18 protein-coding genes, 3 tRNA genes, 7 pseudogenes and 1 other annotated feature are annotated in these 19588 nt (G+C 51.9%); of the genes and pseudogenes, 11 read left to right on the forward strand and 17 right to left on the reverse strand.

Going from position 1 to position 19588, the window contains the following annotated elements:
* Positions 1–166 precede the first annotated feature (166 nt).
* From GYRE_RS03875 to GYRE_RS03905, 8 genes and pseudogenes are all read right to left on the reverse strand, one after another.
* Positions 167–578: pseudogene (locus GYRE_RS03875) on the reverse strand (phosphate-starvation-inducible protein PsiE).
* Positions 579–1180: 602 nt separating this feature from the next.
* A pseudogene (locus tag GYRE_RS03880) lies at positions 1181–1791 on the reverse strand (ECs1377 family protein).
* 34 nt (positions 1792–1825) lie between these two features.
* Positions 1826–2476 carry a DUF2913 family protein gene (locus GYRE_RS23480; protein WP_072009039.1) on the reverse strand — a complete coding sequence of 217 codons (651 nt, stop codon included), beginning with the start codon at positions 2474–2476 and terminating at the stop codon, positions 1826–1828.
* Between the two features lie 594 nt (positions 2477–3070).
* Positions 3071–3145, reverse strand: a tRNA-Glu gene (locus GYRE_RS24420).
* 1 nt (position 3146) lies between these two features.
* Positions 3147–3223 (reverse strand) — tRNA-Arg (locus tag GYRE_RS03890).
* Between the two features lies 1 nt (position 3224).
* Positions 3225–3300 (reverse strand) — tRNA-Thr (locus tag GYRE_RS03895).
* Positions 3301–3482: 182 nt separating this feature from the next.
* On the reverse strand, positions 3483–3890 hold the full coding sequence (locus GYRE_RS03900) for a hypothetical protein (protein ID WP_038253157.1): 408 nt from the start codon (positions 3888–3890) through the stop codon (positions 3483–3485).
* Positions 3891–4003: 113 nt separating this feature from the next.
* Positions 4004–4243, reverse strand: coding sequence for an ANR family transcriptional regulator (locus GYRE_RS03905; protein ID WP_038253160.1), 240 nt, complete (start codon positions 4241–4243; stop codon positions 4004–4006).
* A 120-nt stretch (positions 4244–4363) separates the two neighbouring features.
* On the opposite strand from GYRE_RS03905, the gene GYRE_RS24425 reads away from it, so the two are divergent.
* Positions 4364–4894 (forward strand): ECs_2282 family putative zinc-binding protein, encoded by a 531-nt coding sequence (locus GYRE_RS24425; protein WP_146748694.1) that lies wholly within the window; start codon positions 4364–4366, stop codon positions 4892–4894.
* 72 nt (positions 4895–4966) lie between these two features.
* Here the strand turns inward: GYRE_RS24425 and GYRE_RS03910 are convergent, their stop codons facing one another.
* Entirely contained in the window at positions 4967–5212 is a 246-nt protein-coding gene (locus tag GYRE_RS03910) for a hypothetical protein (RefSeq protein WP_146748693.1), read from the reverse strand.
* Between the two features lie 69 nt (positions 5213–5281).
* Here GYRE_RS03910 and GYRE_RS24190 point away from each other — a divergent pair.
* Positions 5282–6174 (forward strand): annotated as a pseudogene (locus tag GYRE_RS24190) (IS3 family transposase); the annotation flags it as partial.
* Positions 5569–5685: a sequence feature (AL1L pseudoknot), on the forward strand. (Overlaps the previous pseudogene by 117 nt.)
* Here GYRE_RS24190 and GYRE_RS25265 read toward each other — a convergent pair.
* Positions 6147–6748, reverse strand: a pseudogene (locus GYRE_RS25265) (transposase); the annotation flags it as partial. The pseudogenes GYRE_RS24190 and GYRE_RS25265 overlap by 28 nt on opposite strands.
* 683 nt (positions 6749–7431) lie before the next feature.
* Here GYRE_RS25265 and GYRE_RS03930 point away from each other — a divergent pair.
* Both GYRE_RS03930 and GYRE_RS03935 read left to right on the forward strand, forming a co-directional pair.
* Positions 7432–7656: a hypothetical protein gene (locus GYRE_RS03930; protein WP_211248363.1), complete on the forward strand. Its 225-nt coding sequence runs from the start codon at positions 7432–7434 to the stop codon at positions 7654–7656.
* Positions 7657–7875: 219 nt separating this feature from the next.
* Positions 7876–9498, forward strand: a complete 1623-nt coding sequence (locus GYRE_RS03935; RefSeq protein ID WP_167829715.1) for a YfjI family protein — start codon at positions 7876–7878, stop codon at positions 9496–9498.
* A gap of 306 nt (positions 9499–9804) precedes the next feature.
* On the opposite strand, the gene GYRE_RS03940 is transcribed toward GYRE_RS03935, so the two are convergent.
* Entirely contained in the window at positions 9805–10038 is a 234-nt protein-coding gene (locus GYRE_RS03940; RefSeq protein WP_038253169.1) for a helix-turn-helix transcriptional regulator, read from the reverse strand.
* Between the two features lie 118 nt (positions 10039–10156).
* Positions 10157–10774, reverse strand: coding sequence for an inovirus Gp2 family protein (locus GYRE_RS03945; RefSeq protein WP_038253172.1), 618 nt, complete (start codon positions 10772–10774; stop codon positions 10157–10159).
* Between the two features lie 907 nt (positions 10775–11681).
* Between GYRE_RS03945 and GYRE_RS03950 the strand changes: the two genes are divergently transcribed.
* On the forward strand, positions 11682–11978 hold the full coding sequence (locus tag GYRE_RS03950; protein WP_038253174.1) for a hypothetical protein: 297 nt from the start codon (positions 11682–11684) through the stop codon (positions 11976–11978).
* A 174-nt stretch (positions 11979–12152) separates the two neighbouring features.
* Here the strand turns inward: GYRE_RS03950 and GYRE_RS23495 are convergent.
* From GYRE_RS23495 to murQ, 4 genes and pseudogenes are all read right to left on the reverse strand, one after another.
* Positions 12153–12376, reverse strand: a pseudogene (locus GYRE_RS23495) (Rpn family recombination-promoting nuclease/putative transposase); the annotation flags it as partial.
* Positions 12333–12466 (reverse strand): annotated as a pseudogene (locus GYRE_RS24430) (helix-turn-helix domain-containing protein); the annotation flags it as partial. The pseudogenes GYRE_RS24430 and GYRE_RS23495, both read right to left, overlap by 44 nt.
* 54 nt (positions 12467–12520) lie before the next feature.
* Entirely contained in the window at positions 12521–13966 is a 1446-nt protein-coding gene (murP, locus tag GYRE_RS03955) for a PTS N-acetylmuramic acid transporter subunit IIBC (protein WP_038253176.1), read from the reverse strand.
* Positions 13967–13968: 2 nt separating this feature from the next.
* Positions 13969–14877, reverse strand: coding sequence for an N-acetylmuramic acid 6-phosphate etherase (gene murQ / locus GYRE_RS03960; protein WP_038253229.1), 909 nt, complete (start codon positions 14875–14877; stop codon positions 13969–13971).
* Positions 14878–15258: 381 nt separating this feature from the next.
* Here murQ and ompC point away from each other — a divergent pair, with 381 nt between their 5' ends.
* From ompC to GYRE_RS03985, 5 genes are all read left to right on the forward strand, one after another.
* A complete protein-coding gene (gene ompC, locus GYRE_RS03965; RefSeq protein WP_038253178.1) occupies positions 15259–16362 on the forward strand; it encodes a porin OmpC in 1104 nt (367 codons plus the stop codon).
* 351 nt (positions 16363–16713) lie between these two features.
* Positions 16714–17223: a DUF4232 domain-containing protein gene (locus GYRE_RS03970; RefSeq protein WP_051860916.1), complete on the forward strand. Its 510-nt coding sequence runs from the start codon at positions 16714–16716 to the stop codon at positions 17221–17223.
* A gap of 77 nt (positions 17224–17300) precedes the next feature.
* Positions 17301–17930, forward strand: coding sequence for a DUF2913 family protein (locus GYRE_RS03975; RefSeq protein ID WP_245939535.1), 630 nt, complete (start codon positions 17301–17303; stop codon positions 17928–17930).
* A 10-nt stretch (positions 17931–17940) separates the two neighbouring features.
* Positions 17941–18288, forward strand: coding sequence for a hypothetical protein (locus GYRE_RS03980; protein WP_038253180.1), 348 nt, complete (start codon positions 17941–17943; stop codon positions 18286–18288).
* A 162-nt stretch (positions 18289–18450) separates the two neighbouring features.
* Positions 18451–18645 (forward strand): hypothetical protein, encoded by a 195-nt coding sequence (locus GYRE_RS03985; RefSeq protein WP_038253181.1) that lies wholly within the window; start codon positions 18451–18453, stop codon positions 18643–18645.
* A gap of 4 nt (positions 18646–18649) precedes the next feature.
* Here GYRE_RS03985 and GYRE_RS03990 read toward each other — a convergent pair whose 3' ends face one another.
* A complete protein-coding gene (locus tag GYRE_RS03990) occupies positions 18650–18967 on the reverse strand; it encodes a type II toxin-antitoxin system RelE/ParE family toxin (RefSeq protein WP_051860917.1) in 318 nt (105 codons plus the stop codon).
* Between the two features lie 111 nt (positions 18968–19078).
* On the opposite strand from GYRE_RS03990, the pseudogene GYRE_RS23500 reads away from it, so the two are divergent.
* Positions 19079–19273: pseudogene (locus GYRE_RS23500) on the forward strand (DUF2165 family protein); the annotation flags it as partial.
* Positions 19274–19588: the final 315 nt, after the last annotated feature.

Raw genomic sequence — 19588 nt, forward strand, 5'->3', positions numbered from 1 at the left:
CGTCTTTTGCATATGCATTTCCCTGATGTAAATGATGTAAAAGCACGTCCCGCCCCTGACAACGGTAGACTGCGGGTGCCAAGTTTTTGCACCACCCGGTATGGTGCACAACGATACCGTTCTCACCACACTCCTGCCGCAACCTCATAACAGCCTGCAGCCATCGTTATTCTCGCTTCAGTCGCGGCGAATTACACAGCCACAGCGTCATGACCATCACCAGTATAGAGCAGTACATCGTGCGAGGACGGATGCTCCACAATAATCAGCCTGACGATAGCGGTAATACCGATATAGATGATGTACCGCAGCGGGAAATGGTACCCCGCCTGAAAGTACTTCACGATGAGCGCGATAAACTCAAAGTACAGAAAGTACACCATCAGCCCTGCCACCAGGCTGTACTTACTGTTCTCTGCAGCTGGCTGAAACAACACGTTGCCCAGGTGCAAGGTTTCCTTTGCAAGAAACGCGACCAGTATCAGCCCCAGCAGCAACAAACCAGCGTTAAGGACGAGTTGCAGGCACCTAGCGATACCAGCAGGTAAAGCATGAAAAATTCGTTCAGCAGGTAACATCCTTTCCCCCTGTAATCCTCGCATCAAAAATCGGTTTGAAAAACATGATGGATAAACACACTGCATGCCGCCACCTGGCCCGCATGCCAGAGGTCCCCGGGAACCGTGTGCTTATCGATAATGTCGTTACATTCGGCTGAGTGCGAAGTATGCAGGCGTCAGGGGATTTAATATCCGGGTTAGCATACCCGCACTCATGCGAATGGGCTTTCCGGCCACTCCGGGTTAACCCTTCATCGCAGGCCGAAAAGCCAGAATGGACTGCCACCGGGGCCTTGAACCCCGCACCTGCAACATCAGTGTCACCGGCTCTGTCCTGCTGAGCTAGTGGCGGCTTGTCTCTCCTGTACACGTCGCGAATACTACGCACGGTAAATTAACCCCACAAGGGCAAAGAGTTAACAGTATGTTTCAGCAGAATGCTGAATGTTAAAACAACTGAGTTTTTGCGACTGAAACAAGATGAAGGGGAAGAGAACGTGGAAGTGCACTGTGACCAGGTAGCCAGGCTCTGTGTGCTGAGGGGGAATTCACGCAGATATCCGATTTTTTTCACAGCGCTATCCCAGAACCATGAAAATGAACACCTGCAGCAGTGGGATTCACAGCAGGTAAACCGGCACCCGGCGGGTGGTTCCGGTCAGCGAGTCAAACACCTCCGTCTCCGATGTGGCAATCCTCATCCCCGTTTTGCGCAGACGCAGCACCTCTGCGGCGATACGCTGGCAATCAAACCAGAATAGCGCATCCAGTGCAGTCACCGACAGTCCGCTCTCCAGCGCCAGCCGGAGTCGTTCACGTGGCGTTTTCACATCCCTGGCAATCTGCTGATAAGGTGCCGCCGTCGTGCCTTCCGGACATTCCCGCCGGATAAGGGTCACCAGACGATACTGAAACGCATCGGACACGGTGCCCAGCTCCAGAGGCAGCCATAGTGCTTACCGTTGAAGATAACGTTCTTCTGGCTGAGCCAGAGTCCTTCACGCAAACCGGCAATCAGCTGCGGCGTGCGTATCAACACTAACCGGAAAGGCAGTTCAAAGCTGGTGACATAATCAACGTTCAGCAGGGCAATACGCAGCCGTTCTTCCGGACCGGCTTTTAGCTGGCAACATTCATTCAGCACATCGGCCCACTGACGGGTTAACCGCTGTGGCTCTGTTGCTTCGGTAAAATGGTACTTTTCAATCTGATAATCGATTTGTCCCATCAGCCCTTCCTTTACATTGACGTCATCGTGCCTGCGCTCAGGGAGCCTGTACTGCATAGCCGGAGGCTTGCGCTGACGGCACCAACGCCAGAACACACCAGCCTGCATGCTGCTCCCGAATGACATACCGCAGTTCCCGCGCATCAAACGCATCGCTGGCAACACGCACCTCTCCAGCAACGATAAACGCCACTGGTGCGGACTGCTTACCCTCTTCAGTAAAATGGCGCTGCAGCTCGGACTTTCTGACCAGTAGCGCAGATACGTCCGCGTATTCGGCGAACAGCGTTTCTGGAACCCACTCTTCGTCCGCCACCACGGCATTGACCCAGCCCTGTGATTTCAGGTACTCAATCGCATGGGTCAGGCGAAACAAATCCGACTGCTGCGAAACCGGCTCCGTGCAGGACTGCCAGAGGTATTGCAGCCGCTGCTCTAAACCCGCAGCAGGACCTTTCATTCGCCCCAGACGCAATAAACTGTCAATATCAGAGGCAACAGAGCGCGGGAACCGGCGTTGTTTCTGCACATCCGCCAGCCAGCGGACCAGAAAAGTGTGAATGGTCAGCGGTGAACGTGCCTGGCCGTCCTGCTGAGCCAGCCGTAATCCCACCAGCGCACACCAGGCAAAATGCGCCAGGTCAGCCAGTGATTCTTCGGGAGGTAATGCTGTGAGATTCTTTTTCATACGGGGATTATAACGGGGTCACTGTTAACGGAAAAGCTGTGATACAGCCCCGTCAGGGCAGTCACCACCGGGTAGCCTGAGCGCCCGTCTTTTTATTAGTGCGTCGCTTTCCCCACTACGCCACCAGCTCCCGGTGCCGCACTTTTTAGTGCCCGGTCCCGGCAGCAGCCCCCACGATACCGCGTCTGCGGGCAGGGCTAATAACATTATTTCAGACCGTCCGTGGTTGTATTGCCACCAGACAATGTTCAGCATACTCAAAGTGTTGCGGCGTGGAGTGCCTCTGTGAGTCTTTGGTCTGCCACCTGGCCCACTAACGGATGTCCCGAACCGGATAAATAACAACCCGTCTTCGCTGTTTACGCCCCCGTGCATAGTGGGATTCATTTATCCCGGCGGGAGAAAGAGACTGGCAATACCTGGGCATAAAAAACTCACCAGAACGAGGCATATGAATTTGAGGCATCTCATCCAACAAACCACCCCTGGTTAACTGGATTTTAACGAGATGCTTTTGGATGAGCGCTGAACCCAAAGGTCAGTATTTTTACACAGCAATTTTGCAAAAAGCAGCGCCCATTCAAAAGCGTTAACTGGAGCGGTCAGCTGGAATCAAACCCGCATCATCAGCCCGAAAGGCTGAGATAACAGCCATTATACGATAAACGCATGGTGCACTGTACTGGAGTTGAACCAGTGGCCTTTGCCTCCGGAGGACAACGCTCTGTCCATCTGAGCTAACAGTGCATGGTGCCGACTACCGGCATCGAACGGGTGACCTGCTGATTACAGGTCAGTAGCTCTGCCTGCTGAGCGAAGTCGGCCCTGGTCCCGCAACCGGGCGATTATGAGTCGCACGCTCTGACCACCTGAGCTAAAGGACCAGGAGCGGGATAATACATAAGTGAAACTAACCATGCAATCCCGGGGGAACCACAACAGCAGGGCTACGGTCACCGCAAAAATGACAATCGAAGCAGGTAACCGATTTTCATCCCCAACTCGCTTACGGCGTACCTGTCAGCGACTGCGAGTAATAGCCGGTACTCCCTTTCGCCGCACACATCTGGCTGTCAAAAGGCACCGTCAGCGTGCCACCTGCCAGGTCCATCGAAACAAACGCTGTCCGGATACAGTTACCACCGTCAAACGCATCACTGGACAACCAGCGCAACAGTATCTGCAACTCGCGATCGGCAGGCACTATCACCGGCGGCAGCACCTGACCGGGATTCATGCCCCGGACGGTGCGTCGCTCAACGAGCATCGGGTGATATGAAGCATCGCTGAAGATTAAGGCCGGGCGCGGCGGAAACATGCAGGCCCCGGGGCCAGTGTTGTGTAACACCAGGGTCGTACCGCTTTGCGACATCCCGTCGTAAAGACCGCTCAGGTCATCGGTATGCACCACCATATTTGACGCTTCGAAGGGCAGTGTCCGCCCGGACCAGTGGCGTTAACAGCACGGGCAGGGTGGTGATGAGTCTCAGGGAAAGGTATCGCATGTATGCCGCTCCGGTAGTGGCTTTAGCGCTCAGGCTGTGACAGCTGGCCCTGGTGACGGCGTTCACACAGGCTGGCCCGGGACTCATGCCAGTGCTGCTGGCGTGGATTGCGGGCGGACTCTGCCGCCATCCGCCACCATCGGGCAGCTTCGCCATAATTGCCTTTTTGTTCCAGTTCTGCGGCGGTCCTTGCCCTGGCTGAGGCGTTCAGGATGCACGGGGTTCCGCCGTCCGGCAGACGTTCAGTGGTATGTGGTGTCATGATAACTCTCTCGTCCTGGTGATAACAGTTAAACCCGGTGCCTGATGGCACTGATGTTGCAAGTGCCGATTATCAGAGCGGAAATGACCGTCGGATATCCTCAAAACGGGTGATGATAACGTGCAAAAAAAAGATCGTTGCAGGTTGTTCCTGGCAGCCAGAACAGCGCGTCGTGAAGAAAGGGATTCATCGCCGATGGGTATTCCGGCAGGGCTACAGGAAAGAACGCTGGCAGCGCTGGTATTCAGGGAAAGCAGGTGTAACCAGAAAGGCAACTTTGTCGGTGCGGCTCAGTACAATTTGCTCAACCCTGTTTTTTCGTCTGCGGGTAGACCACTTCCACGGTTCAACGTTGCTTCTGGACATGGATCAAATGATCCTTGCGGAATTTACACTGCCGTTGATACGTTCGGTCAACTAATATCCTCTATCAAAAGGTCAACAATAATGAGCAACGTTCCATTTAAATGCCCAGGCTGTAATCACGATCTCACCGTACACACCGGAACAGAAATCAGCGATGTGGACGATGTTACCGGCACCACTTGTGCTCACTGCAGGCACACTGTCGATAAAGATGACCTTATCCAGCAGGCACGTGAACATGCCGCGATACTCGTCAGTAATCTCCTTGATAAACACATCGGATAAGCGCCACCGTTTTATGCGGACATCCTCGCCAATCTCTGGGGAACAACTCACTATCAGATAAAAATGCTCGCGTTAATCCACTATTCCCGTCCGCGCTGTCGCTACGGGCGCAGCCATCGACTGAACCTGTGTTCTGAGCTGGTTAAAAGGCGATATGAAGGCTCCCCGTACAGCGCGGTTGATAATGCTCGGTGTGATGTTCGTTACGCCATGATGCTCAGAACCGGTAACACACAGCCATGCGTTGCGGATGATCTTTCTCATCGCCTGCTGAGCCCTTTCGTCGTGGGCTGCCCCCAGCGTATCAAGATTCATCATCAGTACCATTTTGCACTGAACCGTACCGGGTTTTCGGGAGACTAAACTCTCAGTGAAAGGAGACCCGAAATGACATCCAGACGAGCAAACCGTTACCCACCAGAGCTGCGTGAGCGGGCTGTGAGAATGTTGCTGGAACAGCGCAGTGAATATCGTTCTGAATACGCCGCCATCAATTCCATCGCGCCAAAAATTGGCTGCAGCCCCGACACGCTCAGAGCCTGGTTACGCCAGCATGAGCGCAATAATGGCGCAGGTGACGCAGGGCTCACAAATGATGAGCGTCAGCGCCTCAAAGAGCTGGAACAGGAGGTTCGTGAGCTGCGGCGCAGCAACGATATTCTGCGCCAGGCCTCAGCTTATTTTGCGAAGGCGGAGTACGACCGCCTGTGGAAAAAATAATGCCGCTGCTGGATACCCTCAGCGGTAGTCACGGGGTCGTGCCGGTATGTCATGAGCTGAATATCGCCCCGTCGACGTACTACCGGCACCGTGAATACCGCCAGCATCCGGAGAAACGTAGTCAGCGTGACCGCCGTGACGACCAGTTGAAACCGGAAATACAGCGGGTGTATGACGAAAACTACAGTGTCTATGGCATCCGTAAAGTCTGGAGACAGTTGCAACGTGAAGGCTTCAGCGTGGCCAGATGCACCATCGCGCGACTGATGAAGAGCATGGGCCTCGCTGGTGTGCTTCGGGGTAAAAAAGTGCGCACCACGGTCAGCCGGAAAGAAGCAGCGGCAAGCGACAGGGTAAACCGTCAGTTCGTGGCAGAACGCCCCAATCAGCTTTGGGTGGCAGATTTTACGTATGTGAGCACCTGGCAGGGGTTCGCCTACGTGGCGTTCATTATCGATGTGTTCGCAGGCGTTATCGTGGGCTGGCGGGTGTCATCGTCGATGGAAACTTCGTTCGTGCTGGATGCGCTGAGTTTGGCATTCACAGGTGGCTGTCCCTCTGAGCGACGTTGCTTGCGCAGGATGCCCCACACGCGTCGATAACCATAACTCGGCATATCGCTGATAATGTTGAGGATAGCCGACAGTATTCCAGCGTCAGCTTCGTTATTACGCCGGTTACCGCGCCTGTCCAGCCAGTCGGCAGAACGGTTCATCCGCAGTGACAGCTGCGCACGCGACACGCCCATGGTGCGGCTGACCAGGGCTATTCCCCGTGCTTTGGCAGCAAGGGCGCGTGCGCTATCCATTTTCGCGACTGACCGTACTCCACTGCTTCTTTCAGGATCTCAACTTCCATTGTCTTCTTGCCCAGAAGGCGCTGGAGTTCCCGAACCTGTTTCAGTACTGCTGCAAGCTCAGAGGCAGGAACGACTTCCTCCCCGGCCGCAACGACAGTGATGCTGCCTTCCTGGTATTGTTTCTTCCACTTGAACAGCAGGCTGGGCTAGATACCATGCAGACGAGCGACGTGGGAGACATTCATTCCTGGCTCCATCGTCTGCTGGATAATAGCGATTTTCTCCTGAGGAGTCTTACGTTTGCGGGCTTCTTGCCCTAACAGGATCCCGGTCATCTCAAGATTGGCGTTAGTGTTAAACATATATTCAAGCCTATCTCTTATCTGGAGATACAGCTACTGTCTGGTGTTTCAGGGGGCTACATCAAACCTGTAAAACGGTCAGCAGCAAAAGCACGTTATGCATCAATCACGATATCCGCCTGGTGCCCAGGCAGCATAGGGGTAAAGCTCGCAAGCCTGCTGCTCTATGTAGCCAGCATCCCTGAAGCGCATTGCTCATAACACTGGCATGGAAAAACGAACTCAGTCAGAAGGATACCCGATGGCAGACTACCGAATTTTACTTAACAGCGTACTGTTGTTGAGTGGATGTACGTCCGCTCCCGTTAAACAGGTTCGCACTCTGGCTGGCCTGGAACCTGCGACAGTTCCACTGGCCGAGTATTCTGAAAGCGGTCACCAGCTCAATTGCGACTGAAAAGGCGTCGCCGACAATTGCCTGCATACCGATCCGGCTGAGCTCAGCAATCCCCCACCAGCAGTCAGCAGGCCACTACGGCGAATATAGCCACAGTCCTTCCGCCCCAGCTCGCTCGTTACTCCCGGTCTGACTGAACCGAAAGTCATCACATCAGTATCCTGATATCATAAAAACATCAGTCCGTGATTGAAAAAGTATCGGGAAAGCCATACACAGGAAGAGGGTGAGATAACCCATTGTCTATGAAAAGGGAAATATGATGTCTAACGTATACGTTGAACCACAACCAACCGGACGCCTGGAAGGCTCAGCCATTACTCACTATACCCTCGAGCACGTTCATGGTGTAAGCATTGATGGAAAAAGTCACGCAACACAGCAAAGCGCTATTGATGCAGCAAAAGCAAAAGGATTTAAACCTTTGGTTGCGCACGTCAGAAATACCAACAAAGGTAACCCCGAGCACTGGCGTGCTGCCTGATAGTTACCGCCTTCTAAAGCCCTTCAGGGCTTTTCTCCACCATCCTCCCTGCCTCTTACCTTTTCCCCAGGCAACGACCTTATGCAGTTGTACCACGCTCTAAATCACCGTGTAGCAATTCCGCAGGTGCCATGATTCCATTCATCCAGTCTGAAAATAATTTAGTGGCTCACGACACTTTGTTTTATGCTTCGCTTACAATTCAAAAAGGAAGACAACGTGAAGAAAAGTGATTTTCAATGGGTCAAACTCTCTACCCGAGCAGAGCGCTCAGAATTTGCTAATGAGCAGCCGCTGCCCCCTTATCCTGAACATCTGTTTTCTGTGGCATTATCAGAGCCGCTTAATGAACTCCATCGTAATACGCGTATTCCGGATGAGCTGACGGGGAATATCGTTCTCAGTGCGGCTTCCCTGGCATGCCAGTCCCTTATCGAAGTGATTCATCCTCATACCAGTGTGCCTGAGCCTTGCTCTCTTTATTTTTTTACCATCGCTGAATCCGGTGCTGGGAAATCAACAATCAAAAACAAGGTTATGAAACCCTTTTATGATTTTGACGAGAAAATGCGGCTTGAGCACATCAAACAAATGTCAGCATATGATGCAAAATTTGAAATCTGGAAATGTAAGCGAAAAGCACTTGTCAGGAATCTGAACAAAGCTATTGACAGGAACTATTCTGGTGAACCTGAATCTCGGGAACTTGAGAAACATAACAAAGCCAGACCTCATCCTCCGATACTTCCTCAGATTATTTATAACGATACCTCAGCAACCGATTTAATTCAGGGGCTCAGCCAGTATTCTGACGCAGGGCTAATCACTGATGAAGCCATTACCTATTTTGGTAGCAGACCAAAAAGTAAAATCGGATTTTTAAACAATGCCTGGGACGGTAGCCCCTACCATTTTCGACGTTCAGGTAAAACAGACTGTCATTTTACGCCCTGCTTAACCGCCTCTCTGATGACACAAACGGCTATCTTTGATGGTTTTATGGAAGCCCACGGCGACGTTTTCAAAGAGAGCGGTTTTCTGTCACGCTTTTTGTTTTCCAGAATTGATGATCTTAAACACTTTGCTGAAGGTACTCATTCCAGTAAAACCACCTGGTCTGCAATAAATAACTTCCACCAGTTATTGAATGACCTTCTTGATAAGAAGAAAACCAGAATTGATGAACAGACTACCACCAGAAAACAACTGAGACTATCCCCTGCCGCAACGACGCTCTGGGAAAAACATCGGGAGCAATTATTGCTAAAGATGGTACCCGCAGGTGAGCTTTACTATATTCGTGATTTCGCTGCAAAAGCCAGCGCTAACGTATTGCGATTATCCGCTATCTTCCAGTATCTGAGCAATGAATGTGAGGAGGAAATCAACGAAGATATCATGCAAAACTGTACGGGAATTATCGACTGGTATCTGAATGCGATTAACCGGATATTCTTTTACACGCCAGAACGCCTTCGTTTCATTCAGGATGTTAAAAAGTTATACCGCTTTATTTTAAACGGCTGTATTAAAAACAAGAATAGCCGCTTTATAACATTCAGTGAGATTGAGCAGCTTGGACCTAATAACCTCCGCAGACTAGAAAAACTCATGCCGGTGTTGAATCATTTGATCGGTCAGGGTGAAGTAAAAATCCGCAGGGATACACTTAACGAAACAATCATGCTCGTCGCAAGAAACCACGAAGGTCTTTACCTGATGCCTGGAAACAAGAGGTCTGACAACATTCAGGAAGCGGACTCTACGCCTTTCACTCCGAACTTTTACATTGACCTTGAAGATATCAGGCTAAACACGAAGCAAGAAACGAAATCTGGTTAGTTTCATATGAAACACCTGAACATCACATAGCATGAGTACATAAAACAGCCATTTTTTACTAAAAACCTGTAAATTAACTTAATGAAATCCGCTAAAATACCCTTTTTAGCGGGTTTTAAATCATTAATTTATTAACTCAAAACAAATTTCGATTAAAAAGCATACAGAAGCGAGAGCGCAGGCTGTGGCAGCAAACCAGGGGAAATGGATGTTTCAGGTCTAATCGAAAGCCTTAAATGAAAGGTTCTGTCATTTTTCAGGTGATACTCGTTTTACAGAAATGTTATATTTAATAACAAATACACATTATTCTATAAAGCTGGCATCACCACGAGATATTGCAATACGCTCCAGCACCCAGGCCTCGATTTCACTTTTCAGCCAACGGGAGCTACGCCCGAGTTTAATCGGTTTAGGAAACTCACCCAGTGAAATCAGTTTATAAAACCATTTGTCACTTAAACCCGTGAACTCAGTGATAAAAACCATATCCACGAGTTTATCACTCAGCAGACCGGTATTACTGTTAGCAGTTGTCATGACGTTTTCTCTGTCTTGAGGAAAGGGAAGACAGGAGCACCGACATCAGTGAATATGTTGTAGAGGCGGCACTCTGTCATAACATCTGCTGTACGGGTAAAAAAATACTTACACTCAATCAGTACTGACTGCAGCCAAAGTTACGCTGGCCGTCTGAATAGTCTTTGCTGTATTCTTTAGCCAGGTAATTAATACGCATCATCACTGCTTCGTACTGTGTGGTAAAATCAGCGCTATTTTTACTCAGGTGGTAATAACAGTTAGCCGGAAACTCCACCAGTGAGTAATACTGTGAATGGTTAAGCTCCAGTGCCCGTACCCAGGCTTCCATAATCATCAACGCCAGATTATGCGAATACTCACCGTTCACTGACCGGTAATTCCCCGGGTACGCATAGTTTTCGCGATTGAGCAGTAATGCCACGTGATAGTGTTTCTTACTCATACGACTGAATTCACGCGCCCAGATATGACGAACACGACACGGATGGATGCGTTTACCGGCATTCTTTCTCTTCAGTAAATCAGCTTCAATCTGAGCTTTCAGAGAGACAATGAATCGGGTGATTAACGATGAGTCTGAATTATACGAGTCTGTATCGAACTCTGGCAATCGTAAATCCACTCGCAATACCAGCGTACGGGAATATTCATTAATCGATTTATTCAGTGTATCCTGGATACGTTTAACATAGGTTCTGTTCAGTGGGTAATGGCTGTGTGTATGAATACTCATGAGTCATGTCCTTACATTAGTTGTTCAATAAGATACAAGGATGGAATAATAAATTACTTTCATGAAATACCGGAGATGGGATAAATGCACGGGGTAATGGATTTACAGATATGAGGTCTAAAAAACCACTGCAGTAACTTTAGTTATGCAGAGTATGTATAACAATGAGCATTATTCTGAGCACGTATTCAATACTGAGCCATTCTGTTATTACAATGATTGCACTAACACACTTCTCATTCAGCGTAGTGATACCATCTTAATGCTTTGCAACAACGTTACATTAATGACTTATAACAATACTCTCTTAATATATTTCATTGATATTTCTCTAACACATTTTACAGATAGCCTTCTAATATGTTTTATAGATAGTCTTCTACATAGTTATTCTATATGGTTATATTACCAAACCGACATCAACCTCCCTCTTTAACCACTGAAATGCAATAGAAGAAGAAAACCATAAAAACACCAATTAGTTTATCAAATAACCCTTTGTTTAAACTCTCAAGTTAGCATCAAATTTACATATAATTAAACACACCAAAACAAAATGAAAATGATGCATCAGTTCTGCTGTACCCGCATCCCTCTGACAGCATTGAAAATTTACATTCAAAAATATTTAAGACCTATATTACCTAGGTGATAACGGCAGCAGAAATGCTGCCATTTTTTATTTCACTCACGGAGGTTAATGTGTCTGATAAGAACGTTCGGGGTTCAGATACCCTGAAGATGCCGTTATTCCCTCACGCCGGTAAACAGCCCTGTAAAATACCTTTGTGCATGCCTCTCCCGCTACGATGCGGCCATATTTCCTGTTCTGGTATCAGAATCATATTCATACACGGCCCGCCTGTTCATTCAGGCAGCTATTTATGCCAGTAACCAGGAGAGAAAAATGCATTGTCCGAATTGTGGATCGTCTGACATCAGGCTGCGCCATGTGGGTAAAAAAACAGGTGTGGTGATTGGCGCGACTGCCGGGGGACTGGCTGGTCTTGAAGGGGCTTCTGCCGGTGTGATGATTGGCTCTGCAGTTCCCGTGGTTGGCACACTGGCCGGTGGGCACATTGGTTTTCCGTCCGGTGCCTGTGCCGGCGCAGTGGCGGGGTCCGTTGCCGGTGAAAAGCTGGACGGGACAATATTTGATGAATATGGCTGCACGCGCTGCGAACATACCTTCAATGAGCCTTAACACTCAGTAATATCAACCGTAAGCAGCACCGGGCACAGCGCCCGGTGTTTTCTGAACCAGGACGGCACGGCATTTTATCCATCCGCCCACACGGTCAGCGTCATTTCTGCTGCTGGCGGCCATCGTGACTTTCGAAGGGACTTCTTATCGTGAGGAGAGATGCAGTTTACGTACTGCCAGGTCTCGCTGATGAATATGTTTCTGAAGCAGCGTCAGGGCGGCCATGCTGCGATGGCCAGCAATTTCATCATCCGGAATGACCATAACGTCAACCAGCGGGAAAGTACTGCTGTAGAGTTTGCCTGCCAGCGCTTACCCATATAGAACAGCACCGGTATCACCAGAGGCAGTTTTTCATGCCCTGCCTCCGGGTGGCGCTGCATGGCAGCCACCGCATACGTGAATTACCGTCATTTTGGATACGCCTGCCAGGCGTGCAGTTTCTCGCCGCGTTTTTCCGTTACCAGGCGCAGAGTGCGTATCAGTTCGGGAAAAAGAGCAGGCGGTAAAGTGAGTGTGAGGGAAGCCGCCTGCCCTCGCTCTTAGTTCAGGTCAACGTCTTTGTAGCCAAAGAACCACGTTAGAATGAAACCACATGCGTAGGTGATCACTACGCCGGTAGCGTAAACCCCCATTCCTGCATAAATACCCTGACTGGAGGTCATTAGCGGCAGCGAAACCAAACCTGAGGGGCCGAATACGGTGTTCAGGCCAACGGGCAATCCCAGCCAGGCAACCAGGCCGATAAAGAAGCCGCCGCAGGCGCCACCAAGACAGGCGGTCACGAACGGTTTGACACGAGGTAGTGTCACGGCATAGATCAGCGGCTCACCCACACCCAGCAGACCAGGGATAATCGCACCCTTCACCTGATTACGTGTGACTGAATCTTTCCCCGCGCGGCAGTACAGCGCCAGCGCCGCGCCAACCTGGCCGCCACCTGCCATCGCCAGAATCGGGAATAACGAGTTAAAACCCTGCGCATCCATCAGCGCGAAGTAAACCGGAATAAAGCCCTGGTGTACGCCGAAGACCACCGCTATCAGGAACAGCCCTGCCAGCACCGCGCAGCCAAAAGGATTACCGTTCAGGTGCAGGAACAGCCAGGACATTCCTTTAAACAGTTCGCCGCCGAACGGCATAATCAGCGTAAAGGTCAACGCACCGGTGATAAGCAACGTCAGCAGAGAAGTGACGATCATATCCAGATTATCCGGGACAATCCTGCGAACCTGTCGTTCAATCCATGCCCCCAGAATTGCTGCAATCAGCACGCCGATAATATTGCCGCGCGGATCGATTCCCATTCCGAAAAAGTTATCGATCCCGGAGAAATAGCCTGCCGTCGCCTCCGGGTTATAACCCAGCAGGAACAACGAAGCGATGATCGCCCCATTGACGCCCGACCCGCCAAACGCTTTTTGTGCGTTATACCCAATCAGGATCGGCAGGAAGGTAAACAGGCCTTTGCCGAAAATTTTCATGTAACCAACGATATGCACGATGGTCGCATTTTTTACAGCGGTGTCCGCGAGCAGGCTTTGTTCAATTAACGTCGCAAAGCCCAATAGCATACCGGCGGCGATAAAGCCGGGGATCAGCGGCGTAAAGATAGTGGCGAACCTGGCGAGGAACTGATGCACCACGCTGTTTTGCTTCGCCTTCATTTTCTGTCTGATGTCGCTGGCAACGGAGCCAACGCCCGGCTGCACAGATGAAGTCGGATCTCCCTCCCTGGCCAGCATCGTGTTCATCATCTCCGCTGCCGTCTGTGCTTTGCCTGGACCAAGAATAATTTGCAACTGGTCGTCGGAGTTTATCACGCCCAACACGCCGTCAAGCGCTTTAAGTTTGCCGTGTTCGATCAGTTGATCATTAACGAGCGTCAAACGCAGACGGGTCATGCAATGCCCACAGTTAGTGATATTATTTTTAGTGCCAACCAAATCAAGGATCGTGGCAATTAAGTGTTCCGTAATCTTAGCCATTGCTAGATCTCCGTGCTGGCTAACGCGTTGCGAATAAATCCGTTGTTATCGTTCAGCAGCCGTTTCGCCTGCTGCACGCTCAGTTTGCCCAGTACCATGACGATGGCCGTTTTACAGTGGCCTTCACAGGCAGACAGTGCCTGTGACGCGGTTTGCTGGTCACAGTCTGTAGCCTGCATCACGATGTTGATCTGCCGCTGAACCAGCTTCTGGTTGGTCGCTTCAACATCAACCATCAGGTTGCCATAAACCTTGCCGCTGCGAATCATCGCCCCGGTGGTAAGCATGTTTAGCACCAGCTTTTGAGCTGTACCGGCTTTCATGCGTGAAGAACCGGTGACCACTTCAGCACCGACAACCGGCATGATCGCAATTTTCACGATCTGAGTGATTTCACTGCCTGCGTTGCAGGTCAGTGCTACCGTGGTTGCCCCCAGGCTGTTGGCATAGTTCAGCGCAGCTACGACGTAAGGTGTGCGCCCGCTGGCCGCAATTCCGACGAGAACATCTTTCTCGTTGAACCGAAGGTTTTTCAGGTCATCCACGCTCATCGTCAGGCTGTCTTCGGCGTTTTCAACGGCCTGCAAAATGGCCTGATGGCCCCCGGCGATCAGCGCGATAACCTGCTCGCGCGGCGTGCCGTAAGTTGGCGGGCATTCACTGGCGTCAAGGATGCCAAGGCGACCGGAAGTTCCCGCACCGCAGTAGATCAGGCGTCCTCCCTTCTGGAAAGCAGCAACGATGGCATCGACAGCCCGGGTGATTTCCGGGATCACCTTCTCAACGACCAGTGCAACCTTCTGGTCTTCCTGATTTATCACCCGCAGCATCTGTTCGGTCGACAGCATGTCGATATTTTCACTGTAGGTATTACGGCCTTCGGTGGTCATGGCAGATAAATCGATCTTCATCATTGTCTCGCTATTTCTGTTTCATTCGTGCCGGCTGGCAGCGTTAACGTTCCGGCGTCCAGCGCAAAAAGTGGCCTGGCGCAGAATGGAATAATTAATGAACAAAATGCTTTTTTAAAGGAATATTTTATTCCACAATGGATTAATGTGAGCTTCCTCAAAAAATTGTATGACAAATAAATCAGGAAATTTCGCCGATTTCGATGGATGAATGTACGCTGACGGCGTGTGTCTGTTTTGTGACGTTACTCGTTGATTATCCTGTCATCCCGTTGTGATGCTTCACCCGGTATGCATATGGCATGCACCGGGGACAGGAGGGCGTATATTCCCGCTCCGGCCCCGTTCAGTGGTAAAAATTCTAAAGCAGAGGCTATTCAGATGAAATTTAAGGTTCTTTCCCTGCTGGTTCCGGCACTGCTGGCCGCCGGCGCGGCACACGCTGCTGAAATCTATAACAAGGACGGCAACAAACTCGACCTGTACGGCAAGGTTGACGGCCTGCACTACTTCTCCGATGACAAAGGAGCCGACGGCGACCAGAGCTATGCCCGCCTCGGCTTTAAGGGCGAAACCCAGGTGAATGACCAGCTGACCGGCTACGGCCAGTGGGAATACAACATGCAGGCCAACAATACCGAGGGCTCTGATAACCAGTCCTGGACCCGTCTGGGCTTTGCCGGTCTGAAGTTTGGTGACTGGGGCTCATTCGATTACGGCCGCAACTACGGCGTTGTCTACGACGTGACCTCGTGGGCCGACGTTCTGCCGGAGTTCGGTGGTGATACCTACGGTTCTGACAACTTCCTGCAGCAGCGTGCGAACGGGGTGGCCACCTACCGTAATAACGACTTCTTCGGCCTGGTTGACGGCCTGGACCTGGCCCTGCAGTATCAGGGCAAAAACGGCAGCGTGTCCGGCGAAGGTGCCACCAACAACGGCCGTAACGCCATGAAACAGAACGGTGACGGCTTCGGCGGCTCCCTGACGTACGACATCGGCGAAGGCTTCAGCGTGGGCACGGCCATCGCCAGCTCAAAACGCACCGATGAGCAGAACCAGCTGGCGTTCGGCAACGGCGACAAGGCCACCACCTACACCGGCGGCCTGAAGTATGACGCCAACAACGTCTATGTCGCGACCCAGTACACCCAGAGCTACAACGCCACCCGCTTCGGCAGCAATGACGGCGACCACGGCTTTGCCAATAAGGCACAGAACTTCGAAGCCGTGGCGCAGTACCAGTTCGACTTCGGCCTGCGTCCGTCCATCGCTTACCTGCACTCCCGCGGCAAGAACATCGAGGGCTACGGCGACCAGGACCTGCTGAACTACATCGACCTCGGCGCGACCTACTTCTTCAACAAGAACATGTCCACCTATGTCGATTACAAAATCAACCTGATTGACGACAATAAGTTCACCCGCGACACCGGCGTGGCAACGGATAACGTAGTGGCCACCGGTCTGGTTTACCAGTTCTGATGTGACATCAGCAGTATGCAAACCGGTCACTGGCTGACCGGTTTTTTTTCACCACCGCCCCGGGGATGTGATCGGGGACAGGCATTTTCCCTGCCGGAGTTGACGCCCCCTCTCCCTCGTTGCGCTAATATTGTGTTTTAAGCCACTGCTACTTTGTATTGACCGGATGACCAACCCTCATTTTTTTGTACAGCGCGCAACACACCGACCGTTTTGTGTTGCGCTTTTTTATGCCCGCAGCCGGCTGCACAACTGACTGACGACGCGATACCTGTGCGATATCGTCCCCGGCTGCGGATGACCGGGTTTAACGGTCAGTGGAACGGAAACGCACGTTAAGGAGTTAATTCATTGTTTAAACTGAAATTTAATTCTGTGACCTTCCTCTGCCTGCTGCCGGTGGCTTCCGCCCTGGCCGACAGCACCCCGATATTGCCCTGCCGGAGTGCCGATATCCGGCTGCACACCGATGACCGGAACGGCCTGTACGACGGTATGTCGCAGGGCGGTATGTCCCTGGTGTTATACAACGCCGGAGAAGCCCCCTGCATGCTGCCGCCGCGACCGGCACTGAGCTTCAGCGATGCGGAACACAGACCTCTGACGGCGGAACGGCGCACGGCCCGGGGCATGTATCCGGGGCCGGCGCTGCCGCCGGTGATTGTGCCCGCCGGGGAAGCCCTGCAGATCCTGCTGCGCTGGGTGGCCAGCGATGCCTTTGACGGCGGTCACTGTATCCGGCCGGCGTTTGTGTCGCTGGCGCTGGACGGCGGCGCGCTGTCTGCTCCCTTTAACCGGACGATGTGCGCGGTAAAAGGGCAGACCGGGTATTACTCGCAGTCGCTGACCGGCACGCCGTAAGCGGGGCGATGTATTTTCCGCACCGCGTTTGTTTGTATAATCTGTTGTTTCCGCACAGAAAGAGGACACTGACGTCAATGGAAAATGCCGCAGCCGCAAAACAGAAGCTGGGGATGCTCTCCGGGCACATGGTCTGGTGCGCCCTGGTGGCGCTGGCGCTGGCCCGTCGTGACGGCAGCGTCCTGTCGCCGGCGCAGGAGAACCTGTTTCTCACCCTCTGGCTGGCGACCGCGCAGAAGCAGCGCCGTTTTCCCCGAGAAGTGGCCACCGATATCAGCTGGCTGCTGAAGCAGGGGCGACGGCTGGGGGTCAACGCGAAGCTGGTCAGCAAGCTGACCTACCTGTGGGAATCCTGCACCGGCGAGCTGAAGGCGCAGACCGATCTGTTTCGCCTCACGCATGCGATTGAGACGGCGAGGGACATGCACTGGCTCTGCCGGATGCTCAGCGACCGGGAGTGGTCCGGCCGGCATGCGGTGACGCTGAATGCCGGCGTGAATGCCGTGTATCTGCCCCTCAGTAATCTTGATGCCGCGTTCGACGAGGACGGACACCAGGTAAAGGTGTTGATGGCGAACATCACCGGGAGCGTGGCGGGCCTCGGGGAACTGCTGGACCGCAGCGGCTGGCGTCTGGAGCACCAGTCGGACCTCCGTTATCATCTGTGGGCCTGCCGTGAAGCGTCCGGCCCGGCGTCGTTATGCTGAGAGAGAGACAATGGAAAAGTTTTCGCAGGAACTGCTCAGTCTGGATAAGTTTCTGCTGCGCGTGGGGCGCTTCGCCCTGCGGGCGGCGGGGATTTTTCTGCTGGGGATCATCCCGGGGATCGTCGGTTTTATGATGACGGAAGGCCTCTCTTTTGCCGAGTCTGCGCTGAACGCGGTGTCCATGGCCGGCTCTCAGGGCGTGCATTTCCCGCCGGTCAGCACGGGCGGGAAGTATTTTATCGCCCTGTACGGCTTTTACCTGCAGGCGGTATTTTTCGTCGCGCTGGGCGTGCTGATAAGCCCGTTCGTGCACCGTATCATCCACCGCTGGCATCTGGACAGCGACACCACGTCGTAAGCCTGTATCAGACCGGGTGAATATCCCGGCAATCCGGAGATATTACCGCTGTTAACCGTTTTTTTGTTTTTCATCCGGCGTAATGTGCTGCAGATCACTGATGGCACGGCGTTAACGTTTGTATAGTCCATCGCTTTCCGTATTGTTAAGGAGAGGTAAAAAATGGATGAAGTTGATCTGGCCAGCCTGGCCCAACAGTCAAAACTGGCGCATCTGCTGAAGGGCAGAACGCGGGCGTCACTGCCCTTCACCGGACTGTGTCATAACTGCAGTGAGCCGCTGGATAACGTGCATTTCTGTGATGCGGACTGTCGGGATGATTATGAAAAACGGCTGCAGTCCCACCTGCGCCGCTAAAATTTCAGAGCAAATGGCGGGGATGATTCATCTGCTGATGCAGAATACGGGCAACAAGGATATCGTTATCCCTGATGGTGTAAAAAATGGTGTGGGGCTGAAATTCAGCCCGCATCACACCGGGAACGGGCGAATATTCCCGTCCGGGGCGTGGCATCCCCGCCTGCGTGTCAAAAAACGCCTCCATGGCTTCAGTGTAATGCTCCGCCTGAACTTTACCAAAACGCAGCAGCGTGTAATCGTAAATGCCGGAAAAGTCCTCAGCGGCCAGTACAATCAGCACTCTCCTTTGCAGCGGCAACGGCCGGCGTGTCTTAATCATTACTTATCCGTCTCTGGCCAGATGAGCTTTCTGAGACGCTGATGATCGGCGTCTGTGAGCTCTTTTCTTTTCGGTGCATTCAGTGAGGCATAGCCATATCAACAATTCTCGACCGGGAAAGTATGGGCTATGGCAGGTGCAACATGCGCAATTCTTGTGTGGGGTGTTGGTTTTATGGTGGTGGCCGGTGACTGGTTCATGTCTTGGCAGACAAAAGAAAATCCGCTTTCCACGCAACTGGGTGCATTGCTTTATATGGTACCCAACACACTTGCTCTGATCGTTTTTCTGAGTCACAAAGAATGAACACAGCCCCCTGCGAGGTGGTTACGTCGACATGGCTGTAACCCTGTTATCCGTATCAGCCAGGTTCTCTGGCTGATACAACAGTGTTATGGTCGTAAACCAAAGCTCCGGGCCAATAATCAGAAAGCGTCATTGGATGAAATACGGGTTTCCTTTTCCGACATTGAGTCAATCATGCTGTATGGCAGATGAAATAAATATCCAGGACCAAAGTAATAATTTTCAGCCACTAATATAACATTCAGTCGCCGGTACGCGATGTCTTTATCTGCTGCGCACATGAACTTACCTGCGTCATTAACCAGTCTGCATCCT

This window comes from Yokenella regensburgei ATCC 49455 (genome assembly GCF_000735455.1).
In the GTDB taxonomy this organism is placed as follows: Bacteria; Pseudomonadota; Gammaproteobacteria; order Enterobacterales; family Enterobacteriaceae; genus Yokenella; species Yokenella regensburgei.

Excerpts from the sequence above, each read along its gene's own strand:
- GYRE_RS03910 (WP_146748693.1), bottom strand. The coding sequence starts at position 5,212 with ATGATGAATCTTGATACGCTGGGGGCAGCCCACGACGAAAGGGCTCAG.
- GYRE_RS03950 (WP_038253174.1), top strand. The coding sequence starts at position 11,682 with ATGCATTGTCCGAATTGTGGATCGTCTGACATCAGGCTGCGCCATGTG.
- GYRE_RS03940 (WP_038253169.1), bottom strand. The coding sequence starts at position 10,038 with ATGACAACTGCTAACAGTAATACCGGTCTGCTGAGTGATAAACTCGTG.
- GYRE_RS03975 (WP_245939535.1), top strand. The coding sequence starts at position 17,301 with ATGGAAAATGCCGCAGCCGCAAAACAGAAGCTGGGGATGCTCTCCGGG.
- murP (WP_038253176.1), bottom strand. The coding sequence starts at position 13,966 with ATGGCTAAGATTACGGAACACTTAATTGCCACGATCCTTGATTTGGTT.
- GYRE_RS23480 (WP_072009039.1), bottom strand. The coding sequence starts at position 2,476 with ATGAAAAAGAATCTCACAGCATTACCTCCCGAAGAATCACTGGCTGAC.
- ompC (WP_038253178.1), top strand. The coding sequence starts at position 15,259 with ATGAAATTTAAGGTTCTTTCCCTGCTGGTTCCGGCACTGCTGGCCGCC.
- GYRE_RS03900 (WP_038253157.1), bottom strand. The coding sequence starts at position 3,890 with ATGGTGGTGCATACCGATGACCTGAGCGGTCTTTACGACGGGATGTCG.
- GYRE_RS03905 (WP_038253160.1), bottom strand. The coding sequence starts at position 4,243 with ATGACACCACATACCACTGAACGTCTGCCGGACGGCGGAACCCCGTGC.
- GYRE_RS03985 (WP_038253181.1), top strand. The coding sequence starts at position 18,451 with ATGGATGAAGTTGATCTGGCCAGCCTGGCCCAACAGTCAAAACTGGCG.
- GYRE_RS03945 (WP_038253172.1), bottom strand. The coding sequence starts at position 10,774 with ATGAGTATTCATACACACAGCCATTACCCACTGAACAGAACCTATGTT.
- GYRE_RS03930 (WP_211248363.1), top strand. The coding sequence starts at position 7,432 with ATGATGTCTAACGTATACGTTGAACCACAACCAACCGGACGCCTGGAA.
- GYRE_RS03990 (WP_051860917.1), bottom strand. The coding sequence starts at position 18,967 with ATGATTAAGACACGCCGGCCGTTGCCGCTGCAAAGGAGAGTGCTGATT.
- murQ (WP_038253229.1), bottom strand. The coding sequence starts at position 14,877 with ATGAAGATCGATTTATCTGCCATGACCACCGAAGGCCGTAATACCTAC.
- GYRE_RS03980 (WP_038253180.1), top strand. The coding sequence starts at position 17,941 with ATGGAAAAGTTTTCGCAGGAACTGCTCAGTCTGGATAAGTTTCTGCTG.